This is a genomic window from Roseicyclus sediminis (genome assembly GCF_025515305.1).
Classification (GTDB): domain Bacteria; phylum Pseudomonadota; class Alphaproteobacteria; order Rhodobacterales; family Rhodobacteraceae; genus Roseibacterium; species Roseibacterium sediminis.
Map to the genome: position 1 here is coordinate 103,957 of NZ_JAOPHT010000003.1, position 21,704 is coordinate 125,660.

Below are 21,704 nucleotides of genomic sequence, written 5' to 3' on the forward strand. Positions count from 1 at the left end.
TCCATGGGACCTTATCCATTGGGTATGGAATTGAGACGAATCCTGAGCCTTCTGACGCTTCTGTGCGCGGTTTCGCTTCCGGCCGCGGCGCAGGAGGTGTCGTTCGAGGTGCCGGGCGCCGACGAGGATCTGACCGATCGCCTTCGGTCGAATTCGCTCGTCGTGCAGGAACTCGGCGGCGCCGATCCCGAGGAGGAGCCCAGCACACCGCAGGACGTCGTGGCCGCCGCCCGCGCCGACTACGCCAGGCTTGTCGCCGCGCTTTACGACGCAGGGTATTTCTCGCCGGTCGTCCGCATCACGATCGACGGGCGCGAGGCCGCCCGGCTATCGCCGTTCGACGTGCCGTCCCGGATCGGCCGGGTGGCGATCCTGGTGCAGACCGGGCCGCGCTACAGCTTCGGCGCCGCGGAGATCGGGCCATTGGCCAGCGGGACCGAACTCCCCGAGGAATTCCGACCGGGCGGCGATGCATCGACCCCCGTGCTTCGCGACACGGCCCGCGCCGCCATCGAAGGCTGGCGCGAGCGTGGGCATGCCACGGCGGAGATCGCGGACCAGAGCATCACCGCGCGTCATCCCGGCGCCACGCTCGATGCGTCGATACAGGTGGCGCCCGGTCCGGTCGTCACCTTCGGCCAACTCGTCCCCCAGGGTCAGGAGCGGATGCGGACCGAGCGCATCCTGGAAATCGCGGGCCTGCCCCAGGGCGTGGTCTATTCGCCCGCCATCATGGACCGTGTCACCGAGCGGCTGCGCGATACCGGCGTCTTCTCGGCCGTCGCGCTCCAGGAACAGCCGCTCGGCCCGGATGACAGCATGAACATCGTCGCCACGCTGTCCGAATCCGCGCCACGGCGTTTCGGCTTCGGTGCCGAGATTTCGAGCGATTCCGGCGCACAGGTCAGCGCCTTCTGGCTTCATCGCAACCTTTTCGGCGGGGCGGAACGGCTGCGAATCGAGGGCGAGATCGGCGGCATCGGCCAGGGCGAGATCTCGACCGACGAGATCGACGGGATCGACGCCGGGCTGCACCTCCGCTTCTCGCGGCCGGCCACGTTCACGCCCGACACCACCGCCTATTTCGAGGCAGCCGTCGTCGGCCTCGACGAGCCGTCGTTCCGGCTGGTCGGCATCGGTTTCGAGGCAGGCGTCGATCACTGGTTCTCGCCGCGCCTCGAAGGGTCCCTCGGCATCGGCCTGAGAGCCAACCGGTTCGAGAACGCACTCGGCACGCGCAACACCACGCTTCTCTATCTTCCCGGCGAGCTGACCTGGGACAATCGCGACGATCCTCTCCAGCCGACGTCCGGCGTCTACATGATCGGCACCGCCGCGCCCTTCGCCGTCGCGGGCGACGGGATCGGCGCGAGGCTGACCGCCGACGCGCGCGGCTACCTCGGTCTCGGCGAGGCGGACAGCACCGTCCTCGCGGCGAGGGCCCAGTTCGGCACGCTCCCCGGTGGAGAAATCCAGTCGATCCCGCCGGACTACCTGTTCTTCTCCGGCGGCTCGGACACGGTGCGCGGTCAATCCTACCAGTCGCTCGGCGCGATCCAGCAAGGCGCCCCGTCCGGCGGTCGCAGCTTTGCGACGCTTTCGGGCGAGGTGCGCCAGATGATCGGCGACAGCAACTTCGGCCTCGTGGCTTTCGCGGATGCCGGCTATGTCGGCCGGAACGCGGATTTCTCCGATGGCGACTGGCACGCGGGCGCGGGCATCGGTCTGCGCTACGATACGCCGTTCGGCCCGATCCGGGTCGACATCGCGACGCCGGTGCGGGGCGGCGGCGTGGGTGACGACCTGTTTCTCTACATCGGCATCGGACAGGCGTTTTGACCCGTTTTCTCATCATCATCTCGGTCGTCCTCGCGGCCCTTCCAGCCGCCGCGCAGGACGACGACCGCGGGCGTCTCATCCGGTTCATCGAGAGCCAGCTATCGGATGGCGAGAACCGGCAGGTCCGGATCGACGGGTTTCGCGGTGCGCTGTCCTCCGAGGCGACGCTCGAACGGCTGGCGATCTCGGATGCCGACGGCGAGTGGCTGGTCCTGGAGAATGCGCAGCTGAACTGGCGTCGCGCCGCGCTCCTGTCGGGCGCGCTCGTGGTCGAAGCCCTGACGGCCGAGCGCCTGACGCTGCTGCGCCCTCCGCTGCCGCCGGAAGGACCGGACCTTCCCGCCGCCGAGGCGACGCCCTTCGCGCTGCCCGAGCTGCCCCTGAGGGTCCGGATTGGCGAGTTTTCGATCGGCACCGTCGCGCTGGGCGAGCCGATCATGGGCGTGGCGGCCGAACTGTCGGTGACCGGCGAAGGCCAGCTCGAGGACGGGTCCGGCACGGTGCGCCTTGAGATGGCGCGGCTCGACGGGCCCGAGGGCCGCTTCAACCTCGATGCAGGCTTCGACAATGCCACGCGCATCCTCGGCCTCGATCTGCTTCTGGAGGAAGAGGCGGGTGGCCTTGCCGCCGAGCTTCTGAGCCTCCCCGACGAGCCGCCTCTGCGCCTTCACGTGGCCGGCGAGGGGCCGCTGGACGATATCGTGGTCGACCTCGGCCTCGCCACGAGCGGGGTGGAACGTGTCGACGGTACGATTCGCAGCGCCCGCACGGGCGAGGATGGCGGCCAGAGGATCGACATCGACATCGCGGGCGACCTCACGCCGCTGATGGCGACGGAGTATCGTCCGTTTTTCGGAACCAGTTCCGAGATCAGTGCCCAGATCGACAGGCTGGCCGACGGTTCGACCCTCCTTCGGGACATGCGGCTGGCGACGGCGGCGGTCCTGCTGCAGGGCGACATCGCGCTGGATGCCGAGAGCAGGCCGGTGTCGATCGACATCGCGGGTCGTGTCGAGGATCCCGACGGATCGGGGCCGGTTCGCCTGCCGGCACCCGGCGTTCCGGCCTTTCTGTCCTCGGCCGACCTCGCCTTTGTCTTCGATGCAGCGCAAGGCGACGGCTATCGCATGACCGCGCGGCTTGATGATCTCGATGTCGGGGATTTCTCCGTCGCAGACGCCGAGATCGCGGCAACCGGGCGGATCACGCCATCCGCCACCGGCATCGGCGCGGTGACCGCGGACCTGACGGCCGCCCTCAGCGGTCTCGATCACACCGACGCGGCGCTGGCCGAAGCGATGGGCCGTGACGCCACGTTCGGCGCGAACGCGGCCTGGGCCGAGGGGGAAAGCCTGTCGTTGGAAGACCTCGACGTGCGCGCCGGGGGCATGGAGATTGACGGCACCCTCACCGCCTCCTTCGTCGACGGAACCCTTCCCGTCGTTTTCCGGCTCGCGGCAGGCATCGACGAGCTTGGCCGGTTCTCGGCCCTCGCCGGGCAGGACCTGTCCGGCGGCCTGAACGCGAACCTCGAGGGAACCGCCGAGGCGCTATCCGGCGCCTTCGACATCGTCCTGGCCGGCACCGGCACATCGATCGGGGCAAGCCCGGCCCTGCCACCTGCCCTGCTGTCCGGCCAAACCCGTTTGCGCCTCGTGGCCGTGCGCGACATCACGGGCACGCGGATCGATGAACTGACCGTCGACGGAACCCAGATCGCGCTCGACGCCACGGGCGAGATCTCGTCGGGCGGCGGGACATTCTCGGCGGATGCGCGGCTTTCGGACCTCGGTCTCTTCACGTCGGCGGTCCGCGGCCCAGCCACCGTTTCGGCAGATCTCGCGCGGGCCGGGGCGGAGGACAACTGGCAGATCGACGCGCGGCTGCAGGGTCCGGCGGGCCTTGGCGCGAACGTGACCGGCAGTGCCGACCCCGACAATGGCAACCTGGATCTGCAGACCACGGGCACCGTCCCGCTCGCGCTTGCCAACCAGTTCATCGCGCCGCGGTCGATTACCGGCGCGCTTCGTTTCGATCTCGCGGTTCGCGGGGCGCCATCGCTCGGCGCCGTATCCGGCACCCTCTCCACGGCCGGCGCGCGCCTTTCGGCGCCGACGTTCCTGCTGGCGGTCGAGGACATCGGGCTGAATGCCCGCCTGAACGGTGGCCGCGTAACGCTCGATGGCGGTGGAAACATCTCGACGGGCGGACGGCTTGGCCTGAACGGCTCGCTCGACCTCGGCCAGAGGGGTCTTCCCGGCAATATCGCCGTGACGCTCGACGGCGCGCGCCTGATCGATCCGACGCTCTACCAGGTCAACGTGGCCCGCGGCGACCTCGCCGTTTCCGGACCGCTCGCCTCGGCGCCCTTCGTCGCCGGCCTGATCACGCTGGGCGAGTCGGAGCTGCGCGTGCCGGAAACGGGCCTCGGTGCCGCGGCACCGATCCCGGATATCCGGCATATTGGCGAGACCGCGGCCGAGCGCCAGACACGCGCGGCCGCGGGTCTTCTGGCCGGACAGGGTGGCAATGGCGGCTCCTCGGCGGTCGGGCTCGACCTGACGATCAACGCGCCGGGGCGTATCTTCCTGCGCGGTCGCGGGATCGATGCCGAGTTCGGCGGCTCCATCCGGATCGGCGGCACGTCGGCCAACGTCATCCCCGCCGGCCGTTTCGAGCTGGTCCGGGGGCGTATCTCGATCCTTGGCACGCGGCTCGACATCACGGAAGGCGCGGCGACCCTGCAGGGCGATTTCGACCCGTTCCTGCAATTGCGCGCCGAAAGCAGGGCCAATGGGTATCGCATCACCATCAACGTCGACGGCCCGGCCTCGTCGCCCGATATCTCGCTCAGTTCCGATCCGTTCCTGCCGGAGGACGAGATCCTCGCGCAGCTCCTCTTCGGGCGTTCGGTCTCGGCGCTTTCGCCGGTGCAGCTGATCCAGCTTGCCGACGCGGCGAGTTCACTGGTGGGCGGCAGCACGGATGGCGGCCTTCTGGCGAACCTGCGCGAAGGCCTCGGCCTCGACGACCTGGACCTTCAGACCGATGCCGAAGGCAACGCGGCGGTGCGGGCAGGTCGCTACCTTTCGGAGAACATCTACACCGATGTCACCGTCGGCGCGCAGGGCGAAAGCGAGATCTCCCTCAACATCGACCTGACGCCGGACATCACCGCGCGGGGCAGTTTCTCATCGGACGGGGGCAGCGCGCTGGGCGTGTATTTCGAACGCGATTACTGAGCTTTGCGGCAAGCTCCACAATCGCTCTCGCAGCTTGTTGACACGCCCCTGACCCCGCGATATCAGCCGTCGTCACGACACCTGCCCAGGTGGCGGAATTGGTAGACGCGCTGGTTTCAGGTACCAGTGGCTTAACGGCCGTGGAGGTTCGAGTCCTCTCCTGGGCACCAAAACTCCGATAGAAATCAATGATTTCCGGGGGTTGTGCTTGAAATCACTACACAAACGCCACACAAGAGCGGAGTGCAGTGATCGTGCAACTCGTCGTCAACATGGAATATCTGGCGCAAGACTCGAAATCGGGACGCTACCGCTACAGGCGACGTGTGCCCGGCGAACTCATCAAGCTGATCGGAAAGCGGGAGTTCTCGATCTCGCTGAAGACCACGGACCAGCGGCTGGCCTTGGAGCGGTACGACCGTGTGCATCGCGAAGTCGAGTTGGAGATCGAGGCAGCTCGTGCCATGGATCCAGCGGATGCCGATCACAGGGCAACCCTGCAGACGCTCAGAAAGCACAATCTGGTCGCACCGACATTGAAGTCGCTCGCGCCAGTTACATTCCAGGCTGATCCCGAGACGTTCACGAAGTTCACCGATGCAGCCCTTCGCGCACCCGATCACGAGTTCGACCGGATCGTCGAAGCCAAGTTCTTCGGAGTTCAGGAGCCGCCTCTGCGCCTCTCCAAGGCCACACAAGCCTATCTCGACGAACACCGCGATGGGGACAACGAGAACGACCTGCGCAAACAGACGAAGCTCGTTGTCGATCTTGTCAGGGAAGTGACCAAGGAGTCGGACCCGCTCGTCGAAGCCATCGACATCGATGTGGCCTATGCTTTCCGCGACGCCATGCGGGCGAAGGGATCAGCTCGCGGCACCATCAAGCGCCGGATCAACACCATCCGTGCGCTCCTGAACTTCGCCAAGCAGCGGTTTCAGCTAACGGCCTATGTGAACCCGTTCAGCGGCCTCGACGTTCCCAAGACCGCATCTGATCGCCGCGCGAAGGACAGTCGTCTGCCCCTGACGGTGGAAGAGATCAAACGGTGCAATCCGTTCGTGATGGCGAAGAATGCAGACATCGCCGACCTCTGGACCATGATGATGTTCACCGGGGCGAGACCTCGGGAGCTTCTCGGTCTGGAATGGCAGGACGTCGATCTCGACCACGATGTTCCACATGTCATCATCCGTCCGAACGGGATCAGGGGGGTCAAGACGGACACCTCTGTTCGCAAGGTCCCCTTGGTCGGAAGGGCGCTTGAAGTCTCGCGCTCACGCGCCAAGCAAGCCGCGAAACAGGCTCATGGAGCGGTGCCAGTCTTTCCCCGGTATGCGTCCGCCAGCGGATACAACACTGCCTCTAACCTCATGACGAAGGCGATGAAGCAAGCAGGCGTGTGGGAACGGATCACGAAGGTGCCCTATTCCCTGCGGCACTCGCACAAGGATTGGATGCGAAGGGTTGCGCCCGAGTACTGGGTGAATCTGATCCACGGACATGCACAAGGCGGGATCGCCGCCAACTACGGTGGTGATGACATGCTTGATCAGCTCTCAAGGTACCTCGAACAGGCTTGTCGAACCGCAGGTGTTTGGGACCTGAACTAGCGACTTGATCCGCGTTCATGCCACGCTCGAAAAGTCGCCCACTTGGAAATGGGGACGACATGTTGGCGCACAACTTGATCGAACCTCGACATGTGGTACAGCTGTTGCGCGGGCGTTTCTGTAGTTCCGCCATGTCTTCCCAGCGTTTTGGGGTGCGCTCATGACTGCAGAGATCGCGATTATCAACAATACAGGGATTGCTCTGGCTGCCGATAGTGCTGTGACCATTGGCCATGATCGTGTTTGGAAGAACTCAAACAAGCTATTCCACCTGGCGCCCAACGCGGACGTCGGTATCATGGTTTACGGCAACGGAAACCACTGTGGGCTTCCATGGGAAGTCGTGATCAAGCAGTATCGAAGGCACCTCGGGCAGCGCACTTTCGGTAGGTTGGAGGACTACTCCTCGGACTTCCTTCAGTTCCTAGACAGCCTGAGGGTGCCGCACCCGATCCAGAGCGAGCTGAACACTTACAAGATGATGCTCGATATCATCGATGATGTCGTCCCCGTGCTGGCAGCGACGAAGGGAAAGACGACAAAGCGGAAGAAGTTCATCCAAGTGATGGGCGAGGTGGTGAAGTCTGTCGAAGATCAACCGATCCTGTTCGACGATTTCTCAAGAGAGCGGTTTAGCCATCAACACAGTACTGAAATCAGGGGCTTTCTAGAGGAACAACTGGACATTCTGATAACGAAGCCCGTGCTAACCTCCATGATCACCGCGTGTTATGAGGTATCCCGACGGGCGATACCTTCGGGCGCTGAAACCGGTGTGGTGTTGGCTGGCTTTGGTGACGATGAACTACTACCGGTCGTCCAGGAACTCTGTGTAGACGGGACCCTGGATGGCAAGGTCCGCGCTTGGACAAGAAGAGTGCGCAACGCCAACAATGCCGAAACCTCGGGCGGAGCTGTGATGCCTTTCGCCCAATCGGACATCGCTCACCTCTTCATCGAAGGCCTGCTTCCAGAGTTCATCGAGTACATGTCGAGGACCTTACATGGGGCGCTCGACCGGATGAGTGAGGAACTCATCAACGCCTATGTGCCAAGCGTTGACCAAACCGTGGAGATAGCGAAACAGCGAATAGCAGCTGAGGCCATGACGAAGAGCTTCCTCGACCATTTCAGGAAGTTCCGGAACGAGGCTTTCGTGCAGCCCATGATGACGGTCATCAACTCTCTACCCAAGGAGGAGATGGCAGCGGTTGCGGAGGCACTCGTGGAGACTACTTCGCTTCGTCGGAAAATGGATTCCCCGCTCGAGACGGTCGGTGGACCTGTCGACGTTGCAATAATATCAAAGTCAGATGGCTTTGTTTGGATCAAACGGAAACACTATTTTGATATTGAGTTGAACCGTGACTTCGTGCAGAGGCGGCAAGCTAGATACGAAGGGGAGGGAAGTGATGAGCAGTAGAAAGCACGTGACTCTGTCCGTCTCCGAGACTGACGGCACCCGGGCAGCGCCGAAGATCAACGAGCACTCTTCTAGGGACGCTCTTTCTGTTGATGCGTGGAGCAAAGACGCCATCGATCAGATGTTCAAAGCAGCCAGACAAGCGCTGAGCGAGCAAGCGGCCGCAAGCTAGAAGCGTGATCAAGGAAGGCCACTTACGGCTCTCCTTCCAACAGATGACAGTCTGTTGAACGTGCAACCGCTTACCCGCGTCAGACGTCTAGATCCATGAACTGAAAAATCTGATCGCGATCTTCGTGCACATTCCTGACTTCGACCTGTGTGAGGCGCCCCCCGTACCCCCCCTATCATCTCAGCGCTCGAGCCAAATGTGCTTGAATACAAGAACGTGTGCTGGCCGAAGCCAGCACTACCCGTCGACTAAGCTAGAGCTGGACATTTTCCCTTGCGATCAACGGCCTGACTACCGACTGCCTGACAAGATGCGGTAGACCGAGGCACGACCGATACCCACTCGCCGTGCGATCTCGGACGCACCGACGCCATCTGCTGCCAAAGCATGAACTACGTCAGCTTTCGCGCGCGCAGTTGGCATACGCCCCTTATACTTCCCCGCCGCCTTCGCCTTCGCGATCCCCTCACGCTGCCTCTCCAGCATGATCTCACGCTCGAACTCCGCGACGCTGCCGAGGAGGTTCAGCATCAGCTTGCCGGTCGGCGTTGTCGTGTCGAGGTTCAGATCGATGATCCTGAGGTGCGTCCCGCGTTCGTCCAAGCGTTGCCTGATCTCCATCAGGTGGGCCATAGAGCGCGCCAGACGGTCGAGCTTGGTCACGACGAGCGTGTCGCCCTCTCGGACATAGGAAAGGGCCTCTTCGAGCTTCTCACGCGCTCTGACGTCCACCGAGGAGACCTGCTCCTCGAAGATCCGCTCGCAGCCCTCGGCCTTCAACAGGCGGAGCTGCGCCTCCAGTCCGGCGGTCTGATCGAGCGTCGATGTTCTCGCATATCCAACCAGCATTGGCTTCCCCCTTTTGTCTCACACGGGTCTTAGATGTCGGTAACCCGTGTGTCTCAGAAGTCGGAAACCATTCATATGAGTCACTCTGACTCACCCCGTGAGACGCCCCGGTGCGGCAAGGTCTGTGAGACACTACCTGCCCGATCTGACGCGCCCGGCTTGCACAACAGGGCGCTCAGCACCTGAAAAATGGAAGACAGCGGGCACTTCGGCCGACAGACGACACCCAGCATGGATTTGTTTATTATCAGTGGGTTGGTGCTTCAGCCGAATAGTTTCCCGTATCTCCGCAAACCTATGAACGGAGATACAACATGCTGACTACCTACGACTTCAACCAGAACAGCATCCGCGTCATTGAGATCGATGGACAGCCTTGGTTCTTCGCCCGAGACTGCGCTGACCTCCTTGGGTTCAAGACCACGGCAGGAGCTGGCTGGTACACACGTCACCTCGATGACGATGAGGTGAATACTATCACCGTAAATGAAGGTAGGCGTGGCAACCCGCGCCGAACTGTCATTTCTGAGTCGGGCCTCTACAAACTGATCATGAGGTCCGATAGGCCTACGGCCAAGCCCTTCCAGGACTGGGTGACCCGTGTGGTCCTCCCCGCGATCCGCAAGGACGGGGCCTATGTCTCCGGTGAGGAGAAGGTCACCACAGGCGAGATGTCCGATGACGAGCTGGTCCGCAAGGCCATGTCGATCCTCGATGCAAAGATCGAACGTCTCCGTAAGGAACGCGCTGTCATCCAGAAAGAGCGCCAACAGGTCGCGATCATGGAGCGACGGCTGTAACCCACGCCCCTGTTTCTCGGTTTGATGTGCGCAATCGAGAACACACATCACCGTGTTCCGCGTCGACCATCATGCCACATCAATACGACCTGCAGTTCCTCAAGGAGACCTTCGCGCTTCTTGAGGACGCAACCCTCGTCTGGGCGACCAGACCCCGCCATCACTTCGTAAACGACGCCGGAATGAACCGCTTCAATGCGCGATGCGCTGGAAAGCCTGTCGGGATGTCCCACGGTCCCAAGGGACACTTGTCAGTCCCGGTCTCCTACCAGGGCAAGCTCAAGGCCTTCCGGCCCTACGTCTCCCGCGTCGTCTACTCCCTCGCCAACGACATCCAGCTCACCAGTGATCTCGTCATCGACCACGAGGACGGTGACGTCTCGAACAACCATCCCGACAACCTCCGCGCCGTCCCCATTGCGCTGAACAATCGGAACGCCGTCCACCGCCCTGGCCGCTCCGGGTTCGTTGGCGTCCGCGAACGCCCGGATGGCTGGTACGAGGCGCGGATCGGATCGCACAAGGACGGCCAGTTCTACTACCTGGGCCGCTACAGGACCGCCGAGGAAGCCTATGCCGCGTATGTCGGAGCAGGTGTCGCTCTGGACTACACGCCGCGTCATCTGCGGGCAGGATGCCCTGACCATCACACACCGCCTGTGTAGGACAGACCAACAGAGCCGCTCCGGGGCGCATTCGCGCTCCGGGGTTGGTCTTCAATAAAATCAACGACTTGGATTTTTTGTGCGGATCTCCCGGGGGCCCCCCTCCGCCCCCGATCAGACATACCTATAAGTTAACATGAGGTATGACGGCAGGTAGACAGGAGGAGGACCTTGGGTCAGACCCATCGTCTGACCTCAGGTTCCCCTTCAAGTACCACTGAAACAACGAGGAATATGAAATATTCCCCTTTCTGTAAGTCTTCAGGAAGTCGAACAGAAAGAGGGCTGTCTGTTCCCCTCCTGTCTCCTCAGGGTCACGACTTTCGCACGTCCAGAGTTATCCCCGTCGAGCTTGCTGTCCTCGCCTCAGCCACACCGACCGCCCCCCACCTTTCGGCCAAGCGACTTGGCTGTGTAGATCCGGCTGATCTCCGCCTTGGGGGTTTTTCCGCTCCGCTTCGCCTTCAACGCAGCCTTTTGCCGTTTCACCAACTCCTCGCGGATGCGGCGCTTTTCCTCATTTGTCGTCTCCGGGAGGGAATACCTAGCGCGAAGCTGAGGGACGGAGGCGCGTCGAAGGTTGAACTTGGTCTCGGTCATCGATTTTGTCCGTGTGTCAGCGTGGTATCGCATCGGCCATATGCTCACCTTGATCGGTGGGTTGGCGGCCATGAACTCCAAGAAGCTTGTCGAGCAGAGACCGGGACAGGTCGGCGGCGAGTCTGCTTGCCGTCTCCGACAACCGCGACCGAGCTGCCGCAGCTTCGACGAGCTTGGCGAATGCCCGTTGCGTCTCCAACGGAGGGACAGGGACGATGATCGCCTGAAGCTCCTTGGCGTTGATGTTCGCCTGTCCGATGGCACCGCGCGCCATGTCGAAGAGCTGCCCCTTCATCGATGCGGTATTCATGAAAGCCCAGATGTATGTCGGATCAGCCAGCGCGGCATCGACGCGAAGCCGGATGAAGTACGATGCCGCAATCGCGGTGAACCGCCCGTCCCACATGCCGGTCTTGCCAACCAGCTCCTTGCTGTTCGTCCGGTTGAACAGGAGGTCACCCTTGGCCAGCAGGTACTTGTCCAGTTCGGCATCCGGAAGCTCGACGTATTTCAAGTCGCTGCAGTCCAGGTATCCGTCGTAGCTCACATTCCCCATGCGCAGCACCGGGATCGCATCGTCGGTTGCGTCGGCCTTCTTGCTGCTTCCGTACTGCGCCATCTGCAGGAGGTCGCCCAGCGCGCTCGTCGGCCAGCCCATCGGGTTCTCGATGGGGTCGCCGAACATCTTGAGGAAGAGGGCGGGGATGAAGTCGCGGAGGTGGGCGGAGGCGCGGGCCTTCAGCCGCTCGATGCTCGCCGCCCGGTTCAGGATGTCCACGATCCGCCGCTGCTCCTCGATGGGCGGGAGGGGAATCGGCAAACTGGAAATATCTTGCAGAGTGACCCCCTTGACGGTCGCACCCGCACCGCGTCGCTCGATCTCCGGCGCGAGGGCCTTGAGACACCAAAGTAAAAACTCGATGTCGTGGTCGCCGTTCGGGATGAAGGCTTTGATATCTTGGTTGATTGCAACATCAACCTCGGCGATTGCCGCTTTCCCAAGCCCCATCCGTGATACGATCAGGAGCGATCCTTTTGGCACCAACCTCGAACTGGAGTTCTTCAATCCGGCTTCGCTGAGGTGTTCGAGAGTTGAAGAAATCCTATCCGACTTGAAGTCCTTGACGGTCGCCCAAGGGATCTGCCCCGAGAAGTATTCTGGCACCTTGCGGGAAGGTGTTCCGCCTCCGACAAAACGACCAAGGTCGCCAAGAGCAACGCGTCGGACGGTCATTCTGCCACACCATCAACAACCGCCAACCGCAGCTCCTCCAGCTCCTCCATGATCTCCCGCTCGACGGCCATCAGTTCGTCGAGGATTTCCAGCGGATCGCGATGCTCGACCTGGGCGCGGCTCTGCGGGCGATACCGCCCCGCGCTGAGGTTGAAGTCCGCCGCACGGATGGCGTCGGTATCGGCGAACCACCACTTGGCGGTCCATTCAGCCCCCGGATCGCGCCCCTGCCACTCCCGCAGCCGATCCTCCCGCTGCCCGAACGCCGCGACCAGATCGGGCAGGTCGTCGGCCTCGATGGGCGTGTCGTGGTTGGCGTCGAGCTTGAAGCCATCCGCGTCGGCATGAAGAAACATCACGTTCCCAGTCGTGCCGCCCTTGCGGAATATCAGGACAGATGTCTTGACCCCGGAATAGGGGTTGAAGACGCCACCGGGCAGGGACAGCACGGCCTCGACCCGGTTGTTCTCGACCAGTTGCCGCCGCAGCTCCTTGTGTGCGCCGGTCGAACCGAAGAGGACGCCCTCGGGGATGACAACGCCGCAGCGACCGCCGTCCTTCAGGAGGTTCAGCATGTACTTGAGGAACAGGAGTTCGGTCTGCGTCGTGGTGCCGACGCGGACGTCATCGACGATGCGGTCCTTGTCGAGACGGCCCGAGAACGGCGGGTTGGCGAGGACGACATCGAAGCCCTCGATGGGGATGCCAAGCTCCTGCTTCTGGGCGATCTCCAGCGTTCGGGTCAGGGCATCGCGGCGCAGGATGCGGACCTTGTCGAGGCCGCGCAGGAAGAGGTTCATGGTGGCGAGGCGCACCATTTGCGGATCGACGTCGTTTCCGAAAAATGTCGCCTCGGTCAGTTGGCGCTGGGCATCGCGGCTGAGCCGGTCGCCAAGGCCGCGCCTGATCTTCTTGCCGTCCACCTCGGCGCTCTCGATGGCGGCGTCGGTCGAGTTGGCGAGGCGGATGTGTTCGTACGCCGCCACAAGAAACCCGGCGGTCCCGGCGGCGGGGTCGTAGATCGTTTCGCCGAGACGGGGATCGAGCATCTCGACGATGGTGCGGATGACGTGGCGTGGTGTGCGGAACTGGCCCAACTCACCGGCCTGTTTGATCTGGCGAAGGACATGCTCGAATAGGTCACCCTTGGTGTCGCTATCCATGCGGTCGAGCTGAAGATCCTCGATCCGCGTGAGGACCTGGGCGAGGACGGTCGGCTCGTCGATGACGAGGCGCGCGCCGTCCATGAAGTTGGTAACGCCGTCCTTGGCGATATCGCCGTAGAAGGCGAACACCTCGTCCCGGACCCATGAAACCAGCCGCTCCCCGTTCAGCGCCTTGGCCCAGCTCGACCAGCGAAGGCGGTCTTTCGGCACCTCCTCAACACCCCGCTCGGGCGCGTTCAGCGGGTTGCGCAGTTTCCATGTCCCTTCGAAGGCGCTGGTGTAGGGATCTGATCCCGGACGTTTCGCGGCACGAACGCGGGCGGCATCAGTGGCCTCGAACATGAAGAAGAACATCAGGAAGCTGAGTTGTTCCGCATTTTGCGCGGGATTGGGATACCCGCCGCCGAACAGGTAGTCCCGTATTTGGTCGATACCGCGTCTGAGGTCGGGCGTGAGGGTCATGGCTGCTCTTTTCTTCTGTCAGGCCGAAGGCCGCACGGAGTCGTCACCGCTGGTACCGGCACGGGGCGGGACGGGGAAGACATCGACGTTGAGAGAGGCCAGCATCTCCTCCAGCGCGGCCTCTCCCCCGAAGACGCGGACGGCTTCATCGTAGCCGCCCCACTTGTCGAAGGGATGCTCGTCGAGGTCGTATTCCCAGAAGCCTTCGGCGTTCATCGCTTCGGTCTTCAAGGAGCTTTCGATCAGGCCCAGCCACCGCTCTTGCCGGACATCCCAAGGCCGCTTGGACATCCAAGCCTGAAAGCGCATCCCGAGGGCGTTGGCGGCGGCTTCATGCTCGTCGGTGCGAACGATCCGCCCGTTCTCGTCAAGCGTGACCCAATCGCGAGACGCAGGGTCGATGTGGTCGTGAACGTCGAGTTCCAGCAAGCGGCGCGGCTCACCGGGACTGGTGCGGGGCTTGCCTTGGATGACAATGCCGCCAGGGATGTTCTCCTCGTCGTCCCCGTGAAAGTCGGTCACACCCACGAAGTCGAACATGGTGAACGCGGACTTGTGGATGTGCGGCGCTTGCCGCGTCCCCCGTCCACGCATTTGCTGGTAGAGAATCGCGCTCTGAGTGAAGCGGGCCATGACGAGGTTGACCACCTCGGGACAGTCGAACCCGGTGTCGAGCATATTCACACTGACGAGGATCTTGGGGAACTCTTCCTTCTTGAACCGCTTGATCTTGTCGCTGGCACCTTCGGTCGGGCCGGACCCGACGTCGCTGACCACGAAGTCGGCATAGCGCGTCGTCGAATGCGGCTTGAGGTCGGCGAAATGGGTGTCGAACATCGTCGCCAGCGTCTCGGCGTGTTTCTTCGTGACTGCGAAGACGATGGTCTTGCCGTAGCGCGGCGTCCGCGTGATGCCGTCCGACCCCTTGAAACCGTTCTCCAGGACCTCGCGGAACTCCCGCACGATGGCGCGGTTTCGTTCGGGGATCGTGAACTTGCGTTCGAGCGCGCGGGGATCCACCGTGATCGTCTCCGATCCGTCGAAGAGTTCCTCGAACTCGGCCTTGGCGTCCGCGTCCATGGCCGTCCAGTCCAGCTCGTCCCTCTTCACCGGGAACCCGCCGTCAGCCGCCGTCTTCACGGTCATTGCCTTGTAGATTCGGTATGGGACGAGGTGGCCGTCCTCGATGGCCTCAGGGAGCGTGTAGCGGAAGGTCGGCTCGGTGACCTCGAAGAAGCGCAGCGTGTCGCGGACGAACTGGGCGTCTTCCTCATCGGGCATGTCGTCGGGGTTCACGGTGCAGGGCGTGGCCGTCAGGCCGACCTTGATCCCGTCGAAGTGGCGCAGGACCCCGCTATACTTTCCGTAGATCGACCGATGGCACTCATCGACGATGATCAGGTCGAAGTACCCTGAGGACAGCTGATCGTACTCGTTGACCATGGTCTGCAGGGTTGCGACCGTGATCCGCTTGGCGTGATCGATCCCCCGCGCCCCCTTGAGGATGTAGGAGGGGTAGGACGACAGGTGATCAACAAGAGCCTCCTCGGCCTGTCGCGCCAACTCGATCCGGTCGACGAGGAAGAGAACCCGCGTGATCTGACTTGCCTCGAAGAGCCGCTTGATGAAGGCGGCGGCGGTCCGTGTTTTGCCGGTTCCGGTCGCCATCTCGACGAGGAGCTTTCGGCGTCCTCGGTCGATCTCGGTGCAAAGGGTCTCGATGCATTCTAGCTGATAGGTACGTCCTGCGATGGCCTTGTCAGTGTCCACCTCGCTGAGCTTGCGCCGAACCGATCTGACAGCAATGCGGCGTTCGAGGTCGCTCTGGGAGAAAACCGTCGCCACCTTGCGAGCGTGGGCATCAACATGACGGTCGAGGTGCCAGACCTCTTCACCGTTGGCTAGGAAGACGAACGGCACGTCCAAAAGCTCGGCGTAGTGTCTGCCTTGGTCCTGCGCCGCGATGGGATCGACGGAGGTTCGCTTGGCTTCCAGCACGGCCATAGGACGCCCAGCGCGATCACAAAGGACGTAGTCGGCGCGGGTGCCATCGGGCAGCGTATACTCGTAGAGAACGCTCGTCCCGTCATCGAGCGTCCATCCGGCATCTCGAAGCAGGGCGTCGATCTTGACGCGTGAGAATGCCTCGCTCTTCGACACAGCGTACCAGCTACCTGTTCAGATCTCTTGAGTTCTCTGCATCACACTATATTGCTCTGCCGCCATCAATGTGCGATTTGAGATTGTCGTGCGAGTGGAATGCTACACGTTCACTACACGGTCCGTCCGTTGACTTACTTGTAAGTCATTGATAAAGCTCAGGTTGTGTAGTGGAGGAATGCCTCTCCTGGGCACCATCCCTCCCGACCGCAGGGTCTCGCGGACACGGGAAAGGGGCATATCTTGAGCATCCATCTCCATTCACGGGATCTTCCCGACGATCTGGACCTCGGGCCGGTGGTCGCCATCGACTGCGAGACGATGGGCCTCAACCCCCATCGCGACCGGCTCTGCCTCGTGCAGCTGTCCTCGGGCGACGGGAACGCGCATCTCGTCCAGGTCGAGAAGGGCCAGACCGAGGCACCGAACCTGGCGCGGATGCTGACCGATCCCGATGTGCTGAAGCTGTTCCACTTCGGGCGGTTCGACATTGCCGCGCTGGACCACACCTTCGGCGCGCTCGCCGCGCCGGTCTACTGCACCAAGATCGCGTCGAAGCTGGTGCGCACCTTCACCGACCGCCACGGGCTGAAGTATCTCCTGCAGGAGCTTGTCGATGTCGACATCTCCAAGCAGCAGCAGACCTCCGACTGGGGCGCGGCCCGGCTGACCGAAGCGCAGATGAACTATGCCGCCTCGGACGTGCTCTACCTCCACCGGTTGCGCGACGCGCTCGACGTGATGCTGGCCCGCGAGGGACGGACCGAGCTGGCGCAGGCCTGCTTCGACTTCCTGCCGACGCGCGCGCGTCTCGACATCGCCGGCTGGCCCGAGATCGACATCTTCGCCCACTGACGAGGCGCCATGGCCGGGCACAATCCATATTCCACGCTGGTCAGCGCATTGAAGGTCGCGCTGCCGCTGGTGGCGCTCGGCCTTCTGTCGACCCTGTTCCTCTTGTCTGATCCGCCCGATCCCGACCGGGCGCTGCCCTATGCCGAGGTCGACGTGGCACAGCTCGCGCGGGAATTGCGCCTGACCCAGCCGCGCTTTGCGGGCGTCATGCCGGACGGTCGCGAGATCACCTTGGTGGCCGAGACCGCGGCGCCCGATTTCGACGCGACGAACGTGATCATCACCGACGCCGTAGAAGGCCGCATCGCGCTCACCGGGCAGGATTTCCTTTTTCTCGACGCGGGTGCGGGCCGAATCGACATCGAGGCGAGGATCGCCGACCTCTCCGGTGGGGTGGAGGCCGAGACGAGCCAGGGATATCGCCTGCTGTCCGAGACGGTTCAGGTGCGGCTGGCCGAGATCGGGCTGAGCGCGCCCGCCGCCGTCCGGATCGAGGGGCCCGGCCTGACGCTTACGGCCGGGGCCATGGAACTCGGCGGCCCATCGGGCGAGGCGGTTCTGAGTTTCACCGGCGGCGTCCGGCTGCTATATGAGCCCGAAGGGTAAGGAGCCTCGATGCGCGCACGTCTGTCATCCGGTCTGGCCGGGTTGTTGCTCGGCATGAGTGTCGCGGTCGCGGCATCGGCCCAGGTCGATATCGGTTTCGGCGGTGTCGCCTACGATGCGCGCCAGCCCGTCGAGGTCACCGCCGACAACCTGACGATCGACCAGAGCACCGGACAGGCGGTGTTTTCCGGTAACGTCATCGTCCATCAGGGCGATCTGCGCATGGCCGCCGGGCAGGTGCGCGTGATCTACAGCGAACGCGACGGCCGCCGCGCCGTCGACGAGGTCGTGGCGACCGGCGGCGTTCTGGTCACGCGCGGCGCGGACGCGGCGGAAGGCAGCGAGGCGCGCTTCGACGTGGCCTCGGCGCTTCTGACGATGGCGGGCTCCGTCCTTGTCACGCAGGGCCCGACCGCCGTGGCGGGCGACCGCATGGTGGTGAACATGCGCACGGGCAGCGGCTCGGTCGAGGGACGCGTCAGGACGGTCCTCGATACGGGCGGAGATCAATGAACGCGCCCGAGCCCTTCTCCGTCACCGAAGGTTCGAGCGGCCTGCGGGTGAGAAAGCTCCGCAAGAGTTATCGCCGTCGTCCGGTGATCCGTGACGTGACGATGGAACTGAACCGGGGCGAGGTCGTCGCGCTTCTGGGGCCCAACGGCTCGGGCAAGACGACGTCGTTCTACTGCATCGCGGGTCTCATCACGCCGGATGGCGGAACCGTCACCATCGATGGCGAGGACGTCACGCTCTACCCGATGTATCGCCGCGCGCGGTCCGGTATCGGCTATCTGCCGCAGGAGATGTCGATTTTCCGGGGCCTGTCGGTCGAGGACAACATCATGGCGATCCTCGAGGTCGTCGAGCGCAGTCGCCAGCGCCGCAAGGAACGGCTGGAGGAACTGCTGGCCGAATTCTCGATCGAACATCTGCGCCGCGCGCCCGCCTTGTCGCTGTCCGGGGGGGAACGGCGGCGCGCCGAAATCGCGCGCTGCCTGGCCTCGAACCCGCGTTACGTGCTGCTGGACGAGCCCTTCGCCGGCGTCGATCCCATCGCGGTGGGCGACATCCGGCACCTCGTGTCGGACCTCAAGACCCGGGGAATCGGGGTCCTCATCACCGACCACAACGTGCGGGAAACGCTGGAAATCGTGGACAGGGCCTACATCCTGCACGACGGCACCATCATCATGTCGGGATCGGCGGACGAAGTGGTGCGCGATGAGACGGTGCGCCGCGTCTATCTCGGTCAGAGCTTCCGTATCACCTGAGGCGATCCGGCCTGCGCCTTTGCGTTGACAGCGGGGGATAACTTGTCGCCAAATGGATGTGATGTTCGCGTTTGCTTCATCTGCGACCCGATGCCGACAGACCCGCACCCGGACGTGCTCCGGGGCGCGGACCGGGTTCCATCAAGACAACACGGACTTGCCCAGCGCCGCCCGCGCCTGACCGGCGCGCGCGGCACGCATACATGTCGGGAGGACACATGCGCTACCAGATCAGTGGAAAGCAGATCGATATCGGCGAGGCTTTGCAGACCCACGTCAAGGACAGCCTCGGCACGATGGTCGAGAAATACGCCCAGCGCCCGACCGACGCGACGGTGATCTTCTCCAAGTCCGGGGCCGAGTTCGTTTGCGAGGCCACCGTGCACCTGTCGACGGGCCTGACCGCCTCGGCCAAGGCCGGGGCCCACGAGATCTACGCGGCCTTCGAAAAGACCGCCGACAAGATGGAAAAGCAGCTTCGCCGCTACAAGCGGCGGCTCAAGGACCATCACCGGGACAGGCAGCAGCCTGTTGATGTCTTCGGCGCCGCCACGTATATCCTCGCCTCGTCCGAAGCGGAAAGCGAAGACGCGGAACCGGAATCCCTCCAACCCATCATCGTGGCCGAGATGGAGACGAAGATACCTTCGCTCTCCGTAGGGGAAGCCGTGATGCAGATGGAGATCGCCGGGGCGCCGCTGCTCGTATTCCGCAACGAGGGGCATGACGGGGTGAACGTGGTCTACCGGCGCGAGGACGGCAACGTCGGCTGGATAGATCCGCGGCTGGAGTGACGGCCGCGACGGACGGAACTGACGGTACGGGGACAAGCCGCGCGGGCCCGTGCACCCGCGTAAACGGGACTGAAACAGGGGAACAGACATGGATCTGTCGTCGCTGCTCAAACCGCGCGCGGTTCGCGTCGTCACGGACATCAGCAGCAAGAAAAGGCTGCTGCAGTCCATAGCGGACATGGCGGAAGACCTCATCGGTCTTCCGTCTTCGCAGATTTTCGACGCACTCCAGGAACGCGAGAGCCTCGGGCCGACCGGCGTGGGCCACGGCGTGGCGCTTCCGCATGCGCGGCTTCCGGCGCTGACGCAGGTGCAGGGCGCCTTCCTGCGGCTGGAGAAACCCATCGATTTCGATTCGGCGGACCGGCAGCCTGTCGACCTTGTGTTCGCGTTGTTCGCGCCGGCCGATACCGGGGTCGATCACCTCAAGGCGCTGGCGCTGGTGTCGCGCACGCTGCGCGATCAGGCCCTTTGCGCCAAGCTCAGGGCGAACACCGATCCCGCGACACTCTACACGATTCTCACTGCGGGCGCCGAGACGCAGGCCGCCTAGGCCCAGTCTCCGAAGCCGAAATGCACGTAGTCGCGCCGGTAGGCGTCGAAGACCGCGCGGGCCAGCGGCTTGTCCAGCATCGCACGCAGGACCGCTTCGCCGGGAACCGGTTCCGGGGCGAGGTCGGGCGCGTCGATGCCACGGGATAGCGCAAGGTGGCCAAGGACATCGGCGGCCTCGTCCTCCAGGACAATACGCTGCGGCAGCACGACATGGGCAGCGCCCTGCAGGATCGCCATCTGCGTGGCCCACTCGGGCGCGATCCGGAGGCTGGTCTGGCCGGAGAGGTTGCCCTTGAGAAACGAGACGAAGGCCGCGAAGTCATCTCGTGACGCCGAGGGACCATCGGAAAACGGCACGTTGTAGCGGTCCTTCAGGATGGCCCGCGTCTCGCCGGACGACGAATCCCGAGACAGGCGCAAAAGCTCGTAGGCCCGAAAGGCGCGGGGCAAGGGGTGGCGCAGCACGCTGAAGGTGGCAAAGCCCGGATGCGACCGCATCCAGATGCGCAGGTCCTTCTGGCTCATGCCGGTCAGGAGGGCGCTGCGTCCGACACCGCCGATCGCACCCATCCAGTCGAGCACGCTGTCCTCCGGCGCGCCTGCAACAGGCAGGAACAGAAGCCCGACCTCTGGGTGGGCCACGAAACCGGGCACGCCGGGCGCGCGCGGCGTCTCGCCATCGACCAGACGGTCGGCCCCGAAGCGATCCATCCCCGCAAGCGCGACCTCCATCTCGGGATAGTTCGCCACCTTGTCGCGCAGGCTGCCCGGGTTCTGCCGCTTCAGCCGCTTCGACGCCGCCGGAAGGCGGTGATCCGAGCCGAGGAAGGCGGCAAGGCCGTTCAGAACCTCCACGTCGTTGATGTCGACATAGCGTATGTGGAACGCCGACTGGCCCGTCACCTGCAGGCCCCGCCGCACGAGGTCGCGGAAATCGGCCCAGTCCTGCAGCATGGCGTCGAACTCGGCGGGGTCGAACTCCACCTTGCTGGTGCGCGCGTGCTTCATGTCGGTCAGGCGCCACTGGCCTGTCGCGGTGGCGATCTTGCGGCTGACATAGGCATCGAGCGGGCTGCGCGTGAGGATCACCTTGGCAATGCGCGGGTCCGACAGGACGGCATCCACGACGCGGGGGTCGTGATCGTGGAAGAAGCGGAACCCCGGCAACCCCTCCGTCCCGTCGATCAGGGCACGCAGGAGGCCGAGGGGGTCCCGCTCGCGCCGGGCCATGTCGAAGCCGAACAGTTCGTGCCGGTTGTGGTGGCCGACGAAGGTCGGGTTGAAGACCTCGCCGTGGCAGGTCACGTCCGGCAGCGCGTTCAGGCTCTCTTCAAGGTGGTTCGAGCCGGTCCGCATCTCCGCGAACATGACGAAGGCATCGAAGCGCCGCGCCATCGC

Annotated in this window: 18 protein-coding genes and 1 tRNA gene; 13 read left to right on the forward strand and 6 right to left on the reverse strand. The window is 63.7% G+C overall.

The annotated features are described in order from the left end of the window. Positions 1–24 precede the first annotated feature (24 nt). From N8I71_RS05350 to N8I71_RS05370, 5 genes are all read left to right on the forward strand, one after another. Entirely contained in the window at positions 25–1,839 is a 1,815-nt protein-coding gene (locus tag N8I71_RS05350; protein ID WP_262876911.1) for an autotransporter assembly complex protein TamA, read from the forward strand. Beyond that, the gene (locus N8I71_RS05355; RefSeq protein WP_262876912.1) at positions 1,836–5,081 is read left to right on the forward strand and encodes a translocation/assembly module TamB domain-containing protein; all 3,246 of its coding nucleotides are present in this window, start codon (positions 1,836–1,838) and stop codon (positions 5,079–5,081) included. Before N8I71_RS05350 ends, N8I71_RS05355 begins: the two co-directional genes overlap by 4 nt. A gap of 83 nt (positions 5,082–5,164) precedes the next feature. Continuing rightward, positions 5,165–5,251 (forward strand) — tRNA-Leu (locus tag N8I71_RS05360). An 84-nt stretch (positions 5,252–5,335) separates the two neighbouring features. After that, complete coding sequence (locus N8I71_RS05365) at positions 5,336–6,694, forward strand: DUF6538 domain-containing protein (protein WP_262876913.1); 1,359 nt, start codon at positions 5,336–5,338, stop codon at positions 6,692–6,694. A gap of 160 nt (positions 6,695–6,854) precedes the next feature. Further along, on the forward strand, positions 6,855–8,117 hold the full coding sequence (locus N8I71_RS05370; RefSeq protein ID WP_262876914.1) for a hypothetical protein: 1,263 nt from the start codon (positions 6,855–6,857) through the stop codon (positions 8,115–8,117). Between the two features lie 463 nt (positions 8,118–8,580). Here N8I71_RS05370 and N8I71_RS05375 read toward each other — a convergent pair whose 3' ends face one another. Then, entirely contained in the window at positions 8,581–9,138 is a 558-nt protein-coding gene (locus N8I71_RS05375; RefSeq protein ID WP_262876915.1) for a recombinase family protein, read from the reverse strand. Between the two features lie 314 nt (positions 9,139–9,452). Between N8I71_RS05375 and N8I71_RS05380 the strand changes: the two genes are divergently transcribed. After that, positions 9,453–9,938, forward strand: coding sequence for a BRO-N domain-containing protein (locus tag N8I71_RS05380; RefSeq protein WP_262876916.1), 486 nt, complete (start codon positions 9,453–9,455; stop codon positions 9,936–9,938). A gap of 71 nt (positions 9,939–10,009) precedes the next feature. Continuing rightward, positions 10,010–10,603, forward strand: coding sequence for an HNH endonuclease (locus tag N8I71_RS05385; protein WP_262876917.1), 594 nt, complete (start codon positions 10,010–10,012; stop codon positions 10,601–10,603). Positions 10,604–10,969: 366 nt separating this feature from the next. Here the strand turns inward: N8I71_RS05385 and N8I71_RS05390 are convergent, their stop codons facing one another. Genes N8I71_RS05390 through N8I71_RS05405 form a run of 4 tightly spaced genes read right to left on the reverse strand, consistent with a single transcriptional unit; the run spans position 10,970 to position 16,225 of the window. Then, entirely contained in the window at positions 10,970–11,203 is a 234-nt protein-coding gene (locus tag N8I71_RS05390; protein ID WP_262876918.1) for a hypothetical protein, read from the reverse strand. 16 nt (positions 11,204–11,219) lie between these two features. Further along, a complete protein-coding gene (locus N8I71_RS05395) occupies positions 11,220–12,437 on the reverse strand; it encodes a restriction endonuclease subunit S (protein ID WP_262876919.1) in 1,218 nt (405 codons plus the stop codon). Continuing rightward, the gene (locus N8I71_RS05400; protein ID WP_262876920.1) at positions 12,434–14,065 is read right to left on the reverse strand and encodes an HsdM family class I SAM-dependent methyltransferase; all 1,632 of its coding nucleotides are present in this window, start codon (positions 14,063–14,065) and stop codon (positions 12,434–12,436) included. Before N8I71_RS05400 ends, N8I71_RS05395 begins: the two co-directional genes overlap by 4 nt. A gap of 18 nt (positions 14,066–14,083) precedes the next feature. Continuing rightward, positions 14,084–16,225: a DEAD/DEAH box helicase family protein gene (locus tag N8I71_RS05405; RefSeq protein WP_262876921.1), complete on the reverse strand. Its 2,142-nt coding sequence runs from the start codon at positions 16,223–16,225 to the stop codon at positions 14,084–14,086. Positions 16,226–16,468: 243 nt separating this feature from the next. Here N8I71_RS05405 and N8I71_RS05410 point away from each other — a divergent pair, with 243 nt between their 5' ends. From N8I71_RS05410 to N8I71_RS05435, 6 genes are all read left to right on the forward strand, one after another. Further along, complete coding sequence (locus N8I71_RS05410) at positions 16,469–17,080, forward strand: ribonuclease D (RefSeq protein ID WP_262876922.1); 612 nt, start codon at positions 16,469–16,471, stop codon at positions 17,078–17,080. Positions 17,081–17,089: 9 nt separating this feature from the next. Then, the gene (locus N8I71_RS05415) at positions 17,090–17,686 is read left to right on the forward strand and encodes a hypothetical protein (RefSeq protein ID WP_262876923.1); all 597 of its coding nucleotides are present in this window, start codon (positions 17,090–17,092) and stop codon (positions 17,684–17,686) included. A 9-nt stretch (positions 17,687–17,695) separates the two neighbouring features. Next, positions 17,696–18,199 (forward strand): LptA/OstA family protein, encoded by a 504-nt coding sequence (locus tag N8I71_RS05420; protein WP_262876924.1) that lies wholly within the window; start codon positions 17,696–17,698, stop codon positions 18,197–18,199. Beyond that, positions 18,196–18,957 carry an LPS export ABC transporter ATP-binding protein gene (gene lptB / locus N8I71_RS05425; RefSeq protein WP_262876925.1) on the forward strand — a complete coding sequence of 254 codons (762 nt, stop codon included), beginning with the start codon at positions 18,196–18,198 and terminating at the stop codon, positions 18,955–18,957. The genes N8I71_RS05420 and lptB overlap by 4 nt, the downstream gene beginning before the upstream one ends. Before the next feature lie 218 nt (positions 18,958–19,175). Further along, positions 19,176–19,751 carry a ribosome hibernation-promoting factor, HPF/YfiA family gene (gene hpf / locus N8I71_RS05430; protein ID WP_262876926.1) on the forward strand — a complete coding sequence of 192 codons (576 nt, stop codon included), beginning with the start codon at positions 19,176–19,178 and terminating at the stop codon, positions 19,749–19,751. Between the two features lie 88 nt (positions 19,752–19,839). Continuing rightward, a complete protein-coding gene (locus N8I71_RS05435) occupies positions 19,840–20,304 on the forward strand; it encodes a PTS sugar transporter subunit IIA (protein WP_262876927.1) in 465 nt (154 codons plus the stop codon). On the opposite strand, the gene N8I71_RS05440 is transcribed toward N8I71_RS05435, so the two are convergent. Continuing rightward, positions 20,301–21,701, reverse strand: a complete 1,401-nt coding sequence (locus N8I71_RS05440; protein ID WP_262876928.1) for a sulfotransferase domain-containing protein — start codon at positions 21,699–21,701, stop codon at positions 20,301–20,303. The genes N8I71_RS05435 and N8I71_RS05440 overlap by 4 nt on opposite strands. Positions 21,702–21,704: the final 3 nt, after the last annotated feature.

Bases quoted from the DNA above. Each gene is read 5' to 3' on its own strand.
- N8I71_RS05350 (WP_262876911.1), top strand. From the start codon at position 25: ATGGAATTGAGACGAATCCTGAGCCTTCTGACGCTTCTGTGCGCGGTT.
- N8I71_RS05370 (WP_262876914.1), top strand. From the start codon at position 6,855: ATGACTGCAGAGATCGCGATTATCAACAATACAGGGATTGCTCTGGCT.
- N8I71_RS05375 (WP_262876915.1), bottom strand. From the start codon at position 9,138: ATGCTGGTTGGATATGCGAGAACATCGACGCTCGATCAGACCGCCGGA.
- N8I71_RS05380 (WP_262876916.1), top strand. From the start codon at position 9,453: ATGCTGACTACCTACGACTTCAACCAGAACAGCATCCGCGTCATTGAG.
- N8I71_RS05385 (WP_262876917.1), top strand. From the start codon at position 10,010: ATGCCACATCAATACGACCTGCAGTTCCTCAAGGAGACCTTCGCGCTT.
- N8I71_RS05390 (WP_262876918.1), bottom strand. From the start codon at position 11,203: ATGACCGAGACCAAGTTCAACCTTCGACGCGCCTCCGTCCCTCAGCTT.
- N8I71_RS05395 (WP_262876919.1), bottom strand. From the start codon at position 12,437: ATGACCGTCCGACGCGTTGCTCTTGGCGACCTTGGTCGTTTTGTCGGA.
- N8I71_RS05400 (WP_262876920.1), bottom strand. From the start codon at position 14,065: ATGACCCTCACGCCCGACCTCAGACGCGGTATCGACCAAATACGGGAC.
- N8I71_RS05415 (WP_262876923.1), top strand. From the start codon at position 17,090: ATGGCCGGGCACAATCCATATTCCACGCTGGTCAGCGCATTGAAGGTC.
- N8I71_RS05420 (WP_262876924.1), top strand. From the start codon at position 17,696: ATGCGCGCACGTCTGTCATCCGGTCTGGCCGGGTTGTTGCTCGGCATG.
- lptB (WP_262876925.1), top strand. From the start codon at position 18,196: ATGAACGCGCCCGAGCCCTTCTCCGTCACCGAAGGTTCGAGCGGCCTG.
- hpf (WP_262876926.1), top strand. From the start codon at position 19,176: ATGCGCTACCAGATCAGTGGAAAGCAGATCGATATCGGCGAGGCTTTG.
- N8I71_RS05435 (WP_262876927.1), top strand. From the start codon at position 19,840: ATGGATCTGTCGTCGCTGCTCAAACCGCGCGCGGTTCGCGTCGTCACG.
- N8I71_RS05440 (WP_262876928.1), bottom strand. From the start codon at position 21,701: ATGGCGCGGCGCTTCGATGCCTTCGTCATGTTCGCGGAGATGCGGACC.